At 39.7% G+C, this 15,334-nt stretch carries 15 protein-coding genes and 4 pseudogenes; 7 read left to right on the forward strand and 12 right to left on the reverse strand.

Annotation, left to right across the window (positions count from 1 at the left end; translation table 11 throughout):
• Positions 1 to 92: 92 nt before the first annotated feature.
• The 3 genes and pseudogenes from AC6F33_RS14725 to AC6F33_RS14735 form a co-directional block, all read right to left on the reverse strand.
• A pseudogene (locus AC6F33_RS14725) lies at positions 93 to 335 on the reverse strand (hypothetical protein); the annotation flags it as partial.
• Positions 336 to 505: 170 nt separating this feature from the next.
• Positions 506 to 994 (reverse strand): AraC family transcriptional regulator, encoded by a 489-nt coding sequence (locus AC6F33_RS14730; protein ID WP_480948763.1) that lies wholly within the window; start codon positions 992 to 994, stop codon positions 506 to 508.
• Between the two features lie 122 nt (positions 995 to 1,116).
• Positions 1,117 to 1,416 (reverse strand): restriction endonuclease, encoded by a 300-nt coding sequence (locus AC6F33_RS14735; RefSeq protein ID WP_480948764.1) that lies wholly within the window; start codon positions 1,414 to 1,416, stop codon positions 1,117 to 1,119.
• Between the two features lie 238 nt (positions 1,417 to 1,654).
• Between AC6F33_RS14735 and AC6F33_RS14740 the strand changes: the two are divergent.
• Positions 1,655 to 2,719: pseudogene (locus tag AC6F33_RS14740) on the forward strand (IS4 family transposase); the annotation flags it as partial.
• On the opposite strand, the pseudogene AC6F33_RS14745 reads toward AC6F33_RS14740, so the two are convergent.
• The 4 genes and pseudogenes from AC6F33_RS14745 to AC6F33_RS14760 form a co-directional block, all read right to left on the reverse strand.
• Positions 2,685 to 2,936 (reverse strand): annotated as a pseudogene (locus AC6F33_RS14745) (IS4-like element ISTeha3 family transposase); the annotation flags it as partial. The pseudogenes AC6F33_RS14740 and AC6F33_RS14745 overlap by 35 nt on opposite strands.
• Positions 2,937 to 3,428: 492 nt before the next feature.
• Positions 3,429 to 3,845 carry a MerR family transcriptional regulator gene (locus tag AC6F33_RS14750; RefSeq protein WP_480948765.1) on the reverse strand — a complete coding sequence of 139 codons (417 nt, stop codon included), beginning with the start codon at positions 3,843 to 3,845 and terminating at the stop codon, positions 3,429 to 3,431.
• 77 nt (positions 3,846 to 3,922) lie between these two features.
• Positions 3,923 to 4,774: an aldo/keto reductase gene (locus tag AC6F33_RS14755; protein WP_480948766.1), complete on the reverse strand. Its 852-nt coding sequence runs from the start codon at positions 4,772 to 4,774 to the stop codon at positions 3,923 to 3,925.
• A 277-nt stretch (positions 4,775 to 5,051) separates the two neighbouring features.
• Positions 5,052 to 5,516: a DUF8821 family protein gene (locus tag AC6F33_RS14760; RefSeq protein ID WP_480948767.1), complete on the reverse strand. Its 465-nt coding sequence runs from the start codon at positions 5,514 to 5,516 to the stop codon at positions 5,052 to 5,054.
• Between the two features lie 564 nt (positions 5,517 to 6,080).
• Between AC6F33_RS14760 and AC6F33_RS14765 the strand changes: the two genes are divergently transcribed.
• The 3 genes from AC6F33_RS14765 (at position 6,081) to AC6F33_RS14775 (ending at position 7,968) form a co-directional block, all read left to right on the forward strand.
• Complete coding sequence (locus AC6F33_RS14765) at positions 6,081 to 6,449, forward strand: hypothetical protein (protein ID WP_500777368.1); 369 nt, start codon at positions 6,081 to 6,083, stop codon at positions 6,447 to 6,449.
• A gap of 88 nt (positions 6,450 to 6,537) precedes the next feature.
• A complete protein-coding gene (locus AC6F33_RS14770; RefSeq protein ID WP_480948771.1) occupies positions 6,538 to 7,422 on the forward strand; it encodes an Rpn/YhgA-type helix-turn-helix domain-containing protein in 885 nt (294 codons plus the stop codon).
• A gap of 267 nt (positions 7,423 to 7,689) precedes the next feature.
• Complete coding sequence (locus AC6F33_RS14775; RefSeq protein WP_255748373.1) at positions 7,690 to 7,968, forward strand: fructosamine kinase family protein; 279 nt, start codon at positions 7,690 to 7,692, stop codon at positions 7,966 to 7,968.
• 25 nt (positions 7,969 to 7,993) lie between these two features.
• On the opposite strand, the gene AC6F33_RS14780 is transcribed toward AC6F33_RS14775, so the two are convergent.
• Positions 7,994 to 9,154, reverse strand: a complete 1,161-nt coding sequence (locus tag AC6F33_RS14780) for a murein hydrolase activator EnvC family protein (RefSeq protein ID WP_010024625.1) — start codon at positions 9,152 to 9,154, stop codon at positions 7,994 to 7,996.
• 360 nt (positions 9,155 to 9,514) lie between these two features.
• Between AC6F33_RS14780 and AC6F33_RS14785 the strand changes: the two genes are divergently transcribed.
• Positions 9,515 to 9,811 (forward strand): hypothetical protein, encoded by a 297-nt coding sequence (locus AC6F33_RS14785; protein WP_500777369.1) that lies wholly within the window; start codon positions 9,515 to 9,517, stop codon positions 9,809 to 9,811.
• A gap of 110 nt (positions 9,812 to 9,921) precedes the next feature.
• Here the strand turns inward: AC6F33_RS14785 and AC6F33_RS14790 are convergent.
• From AC6F33_RS14790 to lgt, 4 genes and pseudogenes are all read right to left on the reverse strand, one after another.
• Positions 9,922 to 10,164: pseudogene (locus AC6F33_RS14790) on the reverse strand (FAD-dependent oxidoreductase); the annotation flags it as partial.
• A 150-nt stretch (positions 10,165 to 10,314) separates the two neighbouring features.
• Positions 10,315 to 10,926 (reverse strand): NAD(P)/FAD-dependent oxidoreductase, encoded by a 612-nt coding sequence (locus AC6F33_RS14795; RefSeq protein WP_500777370.1) that lies wholly within the window; start codon positions 10,924 to 10,926, stop codon positions 10,315 to 10,317.
• A 135-nt stretch (positions 10,927 to 11,061) separates the two neighbouring features.
• Positions 11,062 to 11,493, reverse strand: coding sequence for a hypothetical protein (locus AC6F33_RS14800; RefSeq protein ID WP_010023122.1), 432 nt, complete (start codon positions 11,491 to 11,493; stop codon positions 11,062 to 11,064).
• A 37-nt stretch (positions 11,494 to 11,530) separates the two neighbouring features.
• The gene (gene lgt, locus AC6F33_RS14805) at positions 11,531 to 12,316 is read right to left on the reverse strand and encodes a prolipoprotein diacylglyceryl transferase (protein WP_010023121.1); all 786 of its coding nucleotides are present in this window, start codon (positions 12,314 to 12,316) and stop codon (positions 11,531 to 11,533) included.
• A 326-nt stretch (positions 12,317 to 12,642) separates the two neighbouring features.
• Between lgt and AC6F33_RS14810 the strand changes: the two genes are divergently transcribed.
• Positions 12,643 to 13,017, forward strand: coding sequence for an ArsR/SmtB family transcription factor (locus AC6F33_RS14810; RefSeq protein WP_093672797.1), 375 nt, complete (start codon positions 12,643 to 12,645; stop codon positions 13,015 to 13,017).
• On the forward strand, positions 13,010 to 15,124 hold the full coding sequence (locus tag AC6F33_RS14815; RefSeq protein WP_093672795.1) for a heavy metal translocating P-type ATPase: 2,115 nt from the start codon (positions 13,010 to 13,012) through the stop codon (positions 15,122 to 15,124). The genes AC6F33_RS14810 and AC6F33_RS14815 overlap by 8 nt, the downstream gene beginning before the upstream one ends.
• Positions 15,125 to 15,334 lie beyond the last annotated feature (210 nt).

Consider the following 15,334-nt stretch of genomic DNA (forward strand, 5'->3'; position numbering starts at 1 on the left):
TCATTCTCCCAAATAGGCAACCGCTCAACTTTACACAATATGACAAGAGGAAAGAGATTTCACAGCTGCACAGGTGCCCAAGCCCTTCACCCCTGCGCGGCTCCGAAACCAGCGAGAAAAATACGGGTCACATGCTGGATGTAATCATTCATGCACCGTTTACTGGCCGGAAGAACTTCACCATGCAGCCGAATCATGTCGCCGAATGGACGCACGCTTTTAATGCTGAACTCGTCGTAAAAATTCATGACTTCATTACAGAGACGCTTCAATTCGTCTAAATTAGGCGTCGCTTCTCGTTCATTCACGCTGTCCAAGGCTTCCACGACATCATTACCGATTGTTTGGATTACACGAAATAATCTTAATTTATCTTTTAAAATCGCCTTTACTGCAAACACGGTTGTTGCACAGTTAAACACGGACTGCACAGTGATTCACCACCGGATCTTTTATTGTTTTATGCAATTACCTATACTATAAACTCGACTGAGACCTCGCTTTCTTAAAGATTGGCGGCGCAAATTCTTCTAATAGGAACATACCAATCGACTTTGGCTTTTCCTTCAGGATCTTCAAATGGATTATTCATGCAAAATTCAAGACACGGTTTATCATCCGCCTCGTACTCACTGCTTGGCAGCCACTGCCCGAAAAGGCTTTGATAGGCAATGGCCAGTTTATCAATCGTGTTATAGAATGGATAGAGTGCATAACTACCACCAGAAAGTGTTTTAAATTGAATATCGCCGTCGAGATTGCAATCAAAATCGTCAGGAAGGGGAACACAAGCATCATAACGGCAGTTATTCTCTTCGACAACCTGTGGATCATCGAGTGATATACCAATAAAATAGTGTTCCGTAGGGTATATCTCGTGTTTACTTGCCCAAGTCATCAAACATTCCCATACCTGACCCGTGTTCAAGTAACTTCCAACATGGCGAACGTAAGCCACATGATAATCCGGTAATTCTTTGAATCCGCAAACCACGCTCCCTGTGATGCTCGGTATGTTATTTCAACAAGTTTCCGCGGCAACAATGGGTAGAATTCTCTTTTCAAAATCCGCCGATTGCTGAACGCACCTCTGAAAAAAATTCGCGGTCCGATTATTCACCAATCGAGAACCTGGTCAGGAAGTAATACGGCTGAATGGATCATTGATTTTTTGACGCCGAACCCATCAATGCCTCCATCATTTGGTCGCCCTTCTATGGACACATTAATAAACCCTGATTCTCGAAGTAACCAACCACAGAGTTTCTCGAAATCTTTAGGAGAACTTTGATTAATTAACTGTAGAACCTTGTCTTTCCACTTTTCATTTAGATCCTCATTGCTTTCAAATTCTTCCTCGTTGTTACTATCCAATACATATTCTTTGGGTTTAGGTTGTTTTTCAAGAATACGCACAGCATTAATAATATCTGCAAAATAAACAAGTTCCGTCTCTTCACCTTTTTGAGTTAACTGCCAAATTCCTCTTTTATTATTGACTCAACTTTCGCAGAGTAAAAATCCGAAATAGCCCTTGATATAACGTGCTTTGTAGCCTATTCATTACACTCCTTGACAAAATAGAAAGACACCTCAATTTTTGGTATAGTGATTTTGACGAAATACACTACCAAAAAGAAGAGGTGCCCTCTATATGATAGCGAAAAAAGGTCAAAATAATCAACTGCCATCAGAAATAAAAGTGAATTTTAATGAGTTGAGGATTCTAAAACATTTACGTCAGGCAGGAATTCAAAAAGCCTTCGGCTTTTCCAGTGGTTATCTTTTTCAGCTTATTTTTCGCCTGATTTTTACCCAAAGAAATTGGTATCGTTTACTGGAGAGTAATAAAGCTGATGACTTACCAGGCAAGGATGCTGTTTATCGTTTTTTAAACTACCCGAAGTTTGCCTGGCGCCGCTTCCTGACTGCATTAAGTGTATTCACAATTATGAAAGTCAGCCGTTTGACGAGCGTCTGCCACACTAAAGTACTCATTCTGGATGATTCATCTTTTTATCGCGACCGCAGTAAGCGCGTCGAACTTTTGGCTCATTGTTTTGACCATGCCAAGAGAAGACACTACAAAGGATTTCGTATGCTGACATTGGGATGGTCAGACGGATCAACGTTCCTGCCCATTGATTTTTCACTCCTTAGTTCAAGCAAAGAAAAGGCAAAAATTAACGATATCGATTCGACGATTGATAAGCGTTGTTCCGGCTATAAAAGGCGAATTGAAGCTTTACAAACAGCTCCTGAACAAATACCTGGCATGGTTAAACGAGCCTTGTCGAACGGAATTGATGCGTCCTATGTTCTGATGGACAGCTGGTTTACCCAACAACCTTTGATCAAGGCTTTGACCGATCAAGGTATCGATGTTATTGGTATGGTGAAACCAACGAATCAGCGCTATCGAGTAGGCTCTCAATGGGTTGGATTAAGAACGCTGTATCGACTGTCGAAGCCCGTAACCAGTCACAAAGAAATTTTACGTTCTATTCGTACCACAATGGCTAATGGAGTCCCGGTCAAAGTTGTGTTCGTTCAAAACCGCAATAAACAAAGTGAATGGCTAGCCATCTTAAGTACCGACTGCACACTTACAGAACGGGAAATCATTCGTACGTACGGCATGAGATGGGACATTGAATTATTTTTTAAAGCAACGAAGTCATTTCTTAAGCTTCAAAAAGAGTTCCAGGGCAGATCGTACGTAAGCTCTCAATCCATTGTGTCAGTTGACAAGTAACCCATCTTTTGATTGATTTTTTTGTTTTTGTTAGGGCGTCATGAAGAATATCCATGAGCTGCGTCAGTGCTACAGCCCAATCCAGTTCATTCATTTCGTCACAGAGTTCATAAAACATACCACCAAGGGTTCGATTATCTGTACTGCAACGGTTTTGCCAAGACAGGAGAATAAACCTTGAAAGTTGAGATATTATCTTCTTACGCTCTGTATCCTCCTTATCCCGTTTTTATTACAAAAATCTCCTATTGGGTAGGCTTTTTAAAATGTCTACTCTGTAGGGACAGCTTATAGGAAGCCTGCTTAAATCATTTTTCCTATTCCAGTAAGGATTTTATATTGTAATGAAAGATGCTTGGTGCACCATAGGATGCGTATCTTTTGGGTATATCGATTTCATTTATGTTCCCGATGGTACCTCCATTTCGAATCCAATCTGCCGAGATTCGTTTGATGGTGCGCAGGTAATCGATCATACGACTTTATTCGTACCGAGTCCAAGTGGTGCTGTTTCAACCTGACTTTTTCCGATTTTAATCTTATCCATCAACATGCCCCGTATAATTCTTCACTACTTTGAATAGTGCACAGCAACTAGTAAAAATCCTCAAGCGACATTTGGTACTCGGGTCAAGAAATTTCATCCATGGACTGAGTCACTCAGAATTCGTTTTTAATCTAATTTTGAATGATTTGTTTTATGCTCTCGTTCCAACGCACGTAACTCTTCTTCTGTAGTACTCATATGCGAGTCATAATTATTCAGTTTCCACCGCAAATGATCAATCGCTGCTTGCAGATCATCGCGTTTTTCTTCCATCAATTCTAATTGTTCTTGTAACAACGCTATTTGTTGTTGCGTGTTATCTTCGTTAGCATCAAATAATCGAATATATTTCTGCAAGGCTTCAACACTCATTCCGGCGGACCGCATCTGCCTAGCGAAATTAATTCGACGAATAATTCGTTGATCAAGATTACGAATACCTGAATCCTTACGATCAATTGGGGGAATAAGACCGACCTTCTCATAATAACGAATGGTATCGGCCGACACCCCAGTAATTTCACAGGCTTCTTTAATAGTCATTAATTATCACCCTTTATTAGACTCATGAACATTCGAGATTAAATCCCCGTGCGATATCAAATTTCCGCCTCTCCCGCTTAATAGTCAATGGTCCGACTTGCCATCCACTTTATGATTTCAGGATCATCATGTGCAAAGAACTGACTTTTACCGATATTAAGCTCACGAATCGTATTCATCTCTGCGTCGGTCAACTTAAAATCAAGCACATCAATATTTTGGGCCATTCGTTTTGGCTGACTTGATTTGGCAATGACCACCAAGCCCCGCTGAATGAGCCAGCGCAGAACGACTTGAGCAATCGACTTATGATGCACATCGCCAATTTTTTGTAATGTTTCATTCGAAAATAAACCGTTGCGCCCCTCAGCAAATGGTGCCCATGCTTCTACCTGAACGCCGTAGTCGCTGAAATACGCGACTGAACTGCTATTTTGGTTGAACGGATTAACCTCGATTTGATTAATGGACGGCTTGACACCAGTAAATTCAGCTAAATTAGTTAACTGGCTGATTGAAAAGTTTGATACGCCAATTTCTTTGATCAGCCCCGCCTTTTGCGCATCAATCATTGCTCGCCAAGAACCAAATACATCATTAAATGGTTGATGAATAAGGTACAAATCCAGATAATCAAGTTGTAGTCGCTTAAGTGAATCCTTAATTGCTTGAGTCGTTTTTTCATAACCTGCGTCTTGAACCCATAATTTTGATGTGATAAACAGTTCTTCACGAGCAACATCGGTGCGTTTGATGGCTTCCCCAACAGCCCTTTCGTTTCCGTACGATGCAGCCGTATCAATTAAACGATAACCTGCATGAATTGCATTCAATACGGCCTCTGTTGCCTCATTGGCATCCTTAACCTGATACACGCCAAATCCGAGTATTGGCATTTTCGTGCCGTTAATGAGTGTTTTAAATTCCATATCTGCATCTCTTCTTTGCCATAATTTGTTACATTTTCACTCTAATACTTGGAGTGAACTCCAAGTCAAGATTTTTAACTCATAAAATGATTAATGAGTGGAAATTGTCGCTCAGTATGGCTGAATAAGATTACCCGAGGAACCCATCCATAGATTTTCTAGCGAGCGAAAGTTATTTTTTGCCCAGAGAGATAATATTCTCACACAATTCAAGGAATACAATGAATGCCCCAGTGCGAAAAATGGCTGAATTCCTCCACTTTTACTTTTGCTTACTTTAATATTCTCTTTTTATGACAAAAAACGAACCCCGAATCGTTCCAGCAAGTTTCGACTTCTGCCGAGCAAACTTAAATTTTTCTTCTAACTCCTTGGGGATCTCCATCCCTTCAGAAAGCTTAAAACCAACGGCCCGCTTCTTAGGGTTATCAACCGTATACATAACGTTAACCTCAAGGCCGTCCTCATAAAAGACGTAGGCAAATTTGATATTTTCCACTTGAAAACGTGATGTTTCGAGAGGCTTGGCCGCAAATTCAAGATCACGTTCTTCTTTCAAAATTCGGTTCACGTAGTCAAGAGTCTCCTGGCTTTCACTAGCCGGTACAACCGTAAATTCATGCTTGTATTTGTTCATAAAATACCGAGCCTCATTAGCACGTAAACCAGCAAGCGTTTCTGCTACAGGTGAAGACTCTAATCCAACCGTAGATACATTTTTAAAATCAACGATATAAGACATTTCCATCTCTCCTTTGATCACTTTATTTTCTAATAACTAGAATCTACATTTTGCAAAAAACCTTGTCGTTTCACAGCCTAATCTCAAACACTGAATCGCTTAATCAAGTACTTATCTTCTTCACTTGATGGATATAGAATACCCCTAAATCATGTTAAAAAGCGATACTGTTTCGTCATAAACGAGCTTCAAATCATTACACTTCGCTATAACGAAAGCAATCCTTACCAGACGTTTATTTCAAAAATGAACACAAGGTCTTTGGTCGGTTTCATTCTGTATCCGTTGACCTATGTTTATGCTCTTTTTCTCGTCATTTTTTCTATATTTTCCTGGTTAGGGATCAAGAAACTGAAAAAATTAAAATCCAAAAAGCGGACATTAACGTGGACGAAAAGACAAAGACATGAATAACGTTGATAACAAAAAGCAAATTTAGTCATTTTTAATCTTTTTCTTGATAGATCTGGCCTGAAGTATATTTTCTACGCCCTGAGAAAGCGCCAACATTGGTTCCTTTTCAGCATTTTAGTCGTTTGCAATTGATTTGAGGTTTATTTGATAATGAAAGAAACGACAAAAGGAGTGATATGTATCGGCCTCAATTTCAGTCACTGTGACGCTTATTGGACATACGGGCTTTTTCATGAATTCAGAGAAATGCTTGCTTCTGAGATCGGTATGGACTTAAATAAAATGGAGGGGTTCGGCGGTACGACCCCATTTGCTGATTTCGATGATGAAATTATTCCATTGCTTGATCATTCAGACTGTGATGGCAGCTTGTCTGTAGAAGAATGTCAACGAGTAGCACCACGATTAAACGAGCTGACCGCTCATTGGCCAGAAGTGAATTTTAAACAGGAAATTCGTTCACTGATTGGCGGTATGGATCGGGCCGTACAAGAGAATCAGCCGTTGTACTTTTGCTGATTACGCCCTAACGAAAATGATTTCAATTATTTTTTAGATTCATGCCTATCCTCCACATCCAATCCCTTCCCCAAAGGAGCATGATCGAGTGACTGATCACGACCGCCTCTTCAAAGAATTGCTGCATAACTTTTTTGACGAATTTCTTGAAGCTTTTTTCCCAGAAGTCTTCCATGCTCTCGATCTGTCGCATAAGAAGTTCTTATCTGAAGAATTATTTCCGGATCTCATTGACGGTGATAAGAAACGTGCCGATGTGATTGCCGAAACACGTTTTAAAGAGAACAGAAAGGATTGCGTGCTCATTATTCATATTGAAGCGCAAAATACGCATCAGGAGCACTTCCCACAACGAATGTTCACCTATTTCTCAATGATTTATCTAAAATTCAGAAAACCTGTTTTACCTATTGCCATTTTCAGCTATGATGGAGGTAGGGATGAACCCAATGAATTTGTCATCAAAACACCATTCCTTGATGCCATGACGTTTCGTTTTTTAAAGATGGAATTAGGCAAGATGAATTGGCGTGTATTCATGCACAGCAACAATCCTGTTAGTGCCGCATTGATGAGTAAAATGAATTATAAGAAAAAAGAGCGTGTAGCCGTTCGGCTTGCCTTTCTCAGACAGATGGCTGGTTTGCAGCTTGATGAAGCACGCAGCAGCATGATCAACGGTTTCTTTGAGACCTATTTAAATCTGAACGAAAATGAGGTGGATCAACTCATGAAGGAAGTCCGTGAATTGCCTAAGGATGAGCGTGAACAAGTGATCAAATGGCCGAATTCATTCTATGATCGCGGGGTGAAGAAGGGTAAAGCTGAAGGTATGGCTGAAGGTAAAACCGAGGGCAAAATTGAAGCTCAAAAAGAGATGGCGCTGCGCATGCTTCAAAAGCAAATGGATCTCCACACCATCTCCGAGTTAACTGGGTTATCAATAAAAGAAATCATCAATCTAAAGAAATAACTGCAAAATAAAGAACAGGCATCGTTCCTAAACCATGTTGGAGTGATGCTTTTTTGTTTAATTAAAAAAATTGAACGAACCACGGTGAGTGGCGCTTCCAAATCCATCCTACCGTTCAAAATATTCTGTTTCGCAGATCCTGTATCATCGTGGATGATTAGTACTCAAGGATTAGTACTCAAGGATGAATACTAGAATCGAATGGAACAATAAGCTCCAAACCTTCTATAATTAGAGTAAAGCAATTGACAATGAGGAGGAAACAAGATGGTCAGTGACTGGATAAATCATTTGCCGCTGGAGGATGTAAGACAGGTAACGCGTGTTGGCGGAGGCGATGTCAATCAAGCCTACCGAATCGATACCGGCAAGGAAAGCTATTTTCTTCTCATCCAGCCGAATCAACCGCAAAGCTTCTACGCAGGTGAAATTGCCGGTTTAAGTGCCTTTAAAGAAGCCGGCATTCAGGCTCCTCGAGTAATTGCCAACAAGCTTAGTATAAAAATTTTTTATTCTATACCTGATTTTATAATTGTATTCTACTAAAATCTAATCGAAATTCAAACGGCTTTTATTGAATATAGCTCACTGGATTAACTGCCCCTTTATGTGGTGGTGGAGTCCAAGGGCCTATATACAATTCAAAATGCAGATGAGACCCAAATGATTCGCCTGTATTACCCATTCCGCCAATCACTTGTCCCTGAGTCACTCGTTCACCTGTAGATACATTATAAGCGTTTAGGTGAGCATAGACCGTCGTATACAATTTTCCATCAATTTGATGGGAAACCATTACCGTATTTCCATAACTTGAAGATTGATACGCTCTGAAAACTACTCCGTCAGCTGCAGCCTTAACTGGTGTTCCCTCACTGTTAGCTATATCAATTCCTGGATGAAAGCTGTTATCAAATGACCGATTACCAAACCCAGATGAGATATAACCCTGAGTAGGATTAATAAAATCTGATTTGTTTAACGATAACTTTTTTAATGATAAAGTCGATGCTCTATTTTCTGCTGAACTCGTTTGAGCCTTTACAATGTCCTTTTCTTCCTTCTTATCCATTGACTTTTCTTTAATTTTGGATGCTTCTTTTCTTAATAACGCTAACTCATTTTTTTGATCTTTCTGTTTCTGAAGTAGATCATTTTCTAATTTTTTTAGATCTGCCAATCCATTTTTCAGATTTATCAGTTCTTGTTTTAGTATCTTTTGTTTTGATACTTGATCCTTCTTATCTTTCTCTTGAGCAGTCAGTATTTTGTTATCTGTTTCAGTAATCAATTTCAAGGCGAATAATCGATCCAGAAAATTTCCAAAACTATCTGCACCAAGAAGAACATCAAGATAACTGATTGCCCCTCCATTTATGTAAATGGAACGTATCCGTTCTTTTAATAATTTATCCCTAATACTGATCTGTTTGGTAAGCCGATCAATCTGATCTTTCATCGATTCGGATATTGCTTCACTTTCAACCAGTTTAGATTGTTTATCTGCTACACTTCTTTTTATCTTCTCAATCTGCTTTTCGGATGATTTAATTCTATTTATCGCTACATCTTGTTGTCTATCATTCTTCGACAACTGTTGCTCAGAAGATAAGCTTTGTTTCGTATTGAATTGACGTTCTGAAGTGGCGTGTGCGTAGCTCTCCGTATAACTCGTTATCAACAAAAACGCTGTACCCAAGATCATTGTTGTGCGTAAATATTTTCTTTTCACTACTATCTTTCCCCTTTAGCTTCTTTTCTTTTCTTTGGAGTTTTAAGGTGAAAGACCCCCGCTAGAGCCATTAATCATATCGTAACAGTTCAATATGACAAATTTCGACATGTTTCGATTTCAATATTATTTCGTTTAATTAATTAATCGCGATTTATTTTTTTATCTGAAACCTCCTCAATTTCTCTATAATGTGGTTTAGTTATTAAAATAATGATAATCAATAAATGTGTGGATTTTGTGTGGAAACTATGTAGAAACAAATTATGTTGTAAGATTTAGAACATGTTGATGAACATCACTAAATACGATGATTGATAGAAATAAATTGAGGAATAAATATGAAGGAAAGAGCTGTTCATGAATATTCGGAAATGGCAAAAAGTCATGGAAACAGATCAGGTGCTCACCCTGTCGGTGGGTGCTTCTCAGTTGATTTCCGTGATTTGTGAGAAAACTAATTTAATGAAACGATCAATCATCTGCCGGATTGGGATGAGATCCGTTCGCCTCCCTCGGCGTTCGATCGAGCGTTGGATCACCTGCACGCGGCCGGCCCCTGGCGTGTGTATTCCACCCCTGTCTCTTTCCGCCTATCAGAAACCGGGTCTCCCGGTATCCGGTGTCCACAGCGATACCACATCCTATTTGTTTTAGGGCAGCTACACTTCGCCAGATGGGGCGGACGGGACACCTGCCATTACGTATGGCTACAGTAAACAGCATCATCCTGATTTGAAGCAAATCGTCATCGGGGTTATGTCTGGAATACCTTGTTGTGTTAAAGCGCGTGTTATGGTTTCCGATATTTCCGGATCATATTTTTTTAATAATTGATTGCTCCGCTACATCAACGTGACTTCCGCACCTAAATGATGAAAGAGCTGACCTAATTCAAAACCTACATAACCGGAACCGATGACCGCAAGACGATTCGGGATCTTTTTCAGTTCAAGTAAAGTTGTGCTGGTTAAGAAATCCACATGATTTAGTCCGGGAATATCGGGTATACAATATAAACCCTGTACCAAAGTACAGAGTCAACCTTTATTCCTAAACATAGCTCCGTATCATGACGGTAATATCATCAATTGATCTTTTAGAATGGACTCAAGTGAAAATAGAGTTTTTCGGATTCAAAAAATGGACGTACGATTTTACTATATTGAATTTCTTGTACAGTTTTCTATAATCTCTTTTTCAATGATAACTTTGTTTTTATATTTTGTGTTTGTTGCCTGGTCACATCTGAATTCATATTCCAATGCCAGAGCTTTCCTTCGTTCCGACATTAACCCCACCTGTTTCGCAACGATACTGTTTACGCCATCGGCTCCAACCAAATACCGTCCTGAATATTTCTCATCCCTTGTAAATACATCGACCCTTCCACCGTACTCGACCACTCTTTTAACGAAGGAATCCTCTTTCAGTTCTGCACCACAGTCAACGGCATGTTTCGCCAGTAGTTGATCCAATTCGTCTCTCATAACCATATAAATAAACGGCGTTTTATGTTTAAACTCCTGAATGTCATGATTTCCTTCCACCGTGATAAGTGAAGTGATCTGATCTCGAATAATCGGTGTGATATCAATCGGCATTTTCAGGAGGGCTCTCTTGGTAACCCCGCCTCCACATACTTTATAACGTGGAAAACTTTGCTTCTCTAAAATTAAAACATGAAGTCCTACTTCAGCAAGCTTTGCTGCCAGTGAGCTGCCACCAGGACCTGCTCCGACAATAATTACATCATAAATCTTTGAATCCATTTTGTTTCCAACCTTTTAGCCTTCAATCTTTTAGAGACTGATGCAATTCTCACATCATGAAAATACGTACATTCCTCATAAAAATAGAAAGTCACCCTATGTCCTGCTTGCCATTTGCTAAAAATCATTTCACCACTATTTATTCATATCACTATGATTATGGTCATGCGTGTTTATGCTGTTAGGATTCTGTGTGTTTGAAGGTGGCTGAATGATCGTACTGATTGTCTGGGGTACAGCAGAAAATACAATCACAATCGAAAGAATCGAAGCGATGGCATAAACCCATGCGACCGGGCGTTCATGTCTCCATTTGCGTTTCGCTACGAAAATAAACCGGATCGAAATGACAAGGGAAATGAGTAACAGGATGACTTTTAAAAGGGGAGGCATATTAAATAAAACTGCCCCGATCGACGTTAAACCGACAGAAATCAACAGTATATGCAGCCAGTGATGGGATGTAGCAATAATGGCGAAAAGGACAGAACCTATGGTTTTTAGTAAGGTTTTCCCTCGATTTGACTTTTTATTTGCTGAAACTGATCCAGATTTTCTGTTCCTCATGCCGCTTCTCCTTTTCTTTGTTTCCTAATTTTCTTTGTTACTCTCGATGAGCAGCTTTCATTTGTCTATAGCGTCCGATCATAAAACCGATCGCTAAGATAATCGTTGCCAAAGCCGTCAATTGAGCGACTTTCAGATTAAGTAATGTCCTTAGGCTGTCTCCTCTCCAGAACTCTAAAGTAAATCTCAACGTTGAGTAAAGTATTAACATCTGAAGGAATAGAAACCCTTGGAATGGTTTTCTATATTTAATCAATAGCAAAAAGCCAAAGATGATCAAATCACCGATGGCCTCAAATAAGGGCATCGGCAGGACCGGCGTGCTGCCAAAGATGTTGTAGACAAATGTTCCCGGAGGATAGGAAACAGCCAAGATGGAATTGCTTGGAATACCATAAGCGTCACCGGTAAGAAAATCTGATATGCGACCAATCGCCATTCCGAGTATTAACGCCGGTGCCACGATATCGGCTACCTGCCAAACTGGCAATTTATGCTTCTTAGCGAGCCAGATTCCTACTAAAGTACCGCCGAGAATGCCACCTTGTATTGCCAGTCCCCCCATCCAAACCATAAAAATTTCTGCTGGATGAGCAGCGTAATACGGCCATTTGAAGAGAACAAACCACAATCTTGCTCCAAGAACACCACCCAATACACAATAAATAGCGAATTCCACCATGTAATCCGCTTGAATACCTTGCCTCTTGGCCTCACGATTTATCAACCATAAACCAAAGAGCGTTGCCAGAGCTACCGAAGCACCCAACGTATTAATTGGAATCGGTCCGATTCTAAATAAAACAGGTCCTGGAAACCACATGAACCTTCCTCCCTTTTAATAAAAATAATCACTTTATAAGTTGAATCCTATTGCAAAAATGTGTGGAAACGATGTGGAAACGATAAACTTCGGTTATGATTATAGAAAAATTTTTGGTGATGCATATCAATGAAGAAGGTCATGGAGATTGACCAAAGGAAAAAAAGTCATCTATCTTTTATCATCTTATTTTTCTGTAGTTAATGGCACATAATTGACATCTCTAGCACACTAAAAAAATTTATTCAAATGTACATTTGAATAAAATAAGAAATGATGTATAATATAATCAAATGAATATTTGAATGATAAGGAGGTCGCTATTAGTGGTCGAAAAAGATACATGTGAAATTTATTGCTATGACGAAGAAAAGGTCAATCGCATACAAGGCCTTTTAAAAAATGAAAATGATGGGCTATCTCGCGTTGTTCGATTGTTCAAAGCGCTTGCTGATGAAAATAGGTCAAAAATAGTCTTTGCCTTATGTCAAGATAAGGAGCTATGTGTTTGTGACGTTGCAAACATTATTGGTTCTTCCATAGCAACGGCTTCACATCACCTACGCACTCTCCGTAAGCAAGGTCTTGTAAAATATCGAAAGGACGGAAAAATGGCATTTTATTCGCTTGATGATGAACACATCAAACAATTAATTTCTATTGCAATGACGCACAGAAAAGAGGAGAAAACTCATGTCTGAACAACAAGTCAAGTCATATCGAGTTCAAGGGTTTGACTGCATGGAATGCGCGAACAAGTTTGAAAAAAATGTAAAGCGGTTAGATGGAGTGATTGAAGCTAAAGTGAATTTTGGCGCTTCTAAGATTATGGTTACTGGAAACACAACCATTGAAGCGTTAGAAAAAGCAGGAGCGTTTGAAAAATTAAAAGTCAGGGATGAAGCAGAACAAACTGTTGAACATGTACCATTTTGGAAGCAAAAAGAAAATTTTAAAGTCTACATTTCAGCCTTTCTATTGATAATCAGTTGGATTATTGGGACTCAATACGGAGAGCTGAGTCTGATTCCTACCATCGGATTTTTAGCGGCTATTATCATCGGTGGCTACTCGTTATTCATTGAAGGTTTTAAAAATCTGATTCGGCTTGACTTTGATATGGACACTCTTATGACGATTGCTATTATAGGAGCGGCCGCGATAGGTAAATGGGAAGAAGGAGCAACGGTTGTTATTCTCTTTGCGATTAGTGAAGCGTTAGAAAGTTATTCAGCAGATAAAGCGAGACAATCTATTCAATCGTTAATGAAAATTGCACCAAAAGAAACATTGATTCGTCGGAACGGTCAAGAATTGATGGTCCCTGTTGTAGATGTTCAGGTTGGTGACACAATGATTGTGAAACCAGGGCAAAAATTGGCTATGGACGGAGTTGTGACTAATGGAACATCGACTCTAAATCAAGCCGCTATTACTGGCGAGTCAGTACCAGTAACAAAAACCATTAATGACGAAGTCTTTGCTGGGACATTAAATGAAGAAGGTTTGTTGGAGGTCAAAGTTACAAAAAGAGTTGAAGATACAACTCTTTCTAAAATTATTCATTTAGTTGAAGAATCTCAAGCAGAAAAAGCACCTTCTCAGACGTTTGTTGATCGTTTTGCAAAAGTCTATACGCCAGCGATTATTATTTTCGCTGTCCTGTTGTCCGTGATTCCTCCTTTATTCATGGGAGATTCTTGGGGAGATTGGATCTATCGAGGGTTAGCCTTGCTGGTTGTCGGTTGCCCGTGTGCTCTGATCATTTCTACACCCGTAGCTATTGTCACATCGATAGGAAATGCTGCCAAAAACGGTGTAATTATCAAAGGAGGAGTTCACCTAGAAGAAGCTGGCTCCCTCAAGGTTATTGCCTTTGATAAAACCGGTACATTAACAAGAGGGATTCCAGAGGTTACAGACGTTGTAACTTTTAATAAAAACGAACAAGATATCATAACCTTAACAGCGGCTCTTGAAAAAGGATCTCAGCACCCACTCGCCTCAGCCATTGTTAGGAAGGCTGAGGAAGAAAGGCTGAAATTTAACGATATTGAGATTGAGGACTTTCAATCCATTACTGGTAAAGGTGTCAAGGCTAGAATTAACCAGAACATGTACTATGTGGGAAGCCCGAACCTTTTTGAAGAAACACTTTCTAATGGGATTAAAAAAGCTATTCATAATCAGATTGTAACCCTTCAAAAGCAAGGGAAAACAGTAATGGTTTTTGGAACGGACGGAGATATTCTTGCCCTTATCGCTGTGGCTGATAAGCTAAGAGATTCAGCGAAGAATGTTATCCAAAAACTTCATCAGTCCGGTATTGAACAAACTGTAATGTTAACAGGGGACAACAAAAGTACAGCCGAGACAATAGGAAAAGAAGTCGGTGTTTCTGATATTCAAGCAGAATTGCTACCGGAAGAAAAGCTAAATTATATTAAGTCCTATCGTGGGAAGCAAAAGGTTGCAATGGTTGGTGATGGGGTGAACGATGCCCCAGCATTGGCAGAAGCCACTGTGGGTATTGCTATGGGGGGTGCTGGAACAGATACAGCTTTAGAGACAGCCGACATTGCCCTTATGTCTGATGATTTAACAAAATTGCCCTACACAATAAAATTGAGCCGTAAAGCTTTGGCGATTATTAAACAAAACGTCACGTTCTCACTAGCTATTAAAGCTATTTCTATATTGCTTATTTTCCCAGGGTGGCTAACACTATGGATTGCTATTTTAGCTGATGTGGGAGCTACAATAATTGTCACATTGAACAGTTTACGACTCGCGAAAGTTAAAGAGTAAAAATCAAAGACAAAACCTTCGCTTGATTGGCGAAGGTTTTAGTGCTGATTATGGAAGATGGGGGGATGTGTAAGTTAGTACGTTTTGGAACAGCATTGATACACAGATAAGTTTGGTCGATTATGTGAAGCGGTCCGGTTACCATCATTGTTTGTTCAATGTTTTAATGTTTTCTCAAATTAATCACGGAGGAACACAGAGAGTGAGTAA

The organism is Sporolactobacillus sp. BBK16-2, from assembly GCF_059878335.1.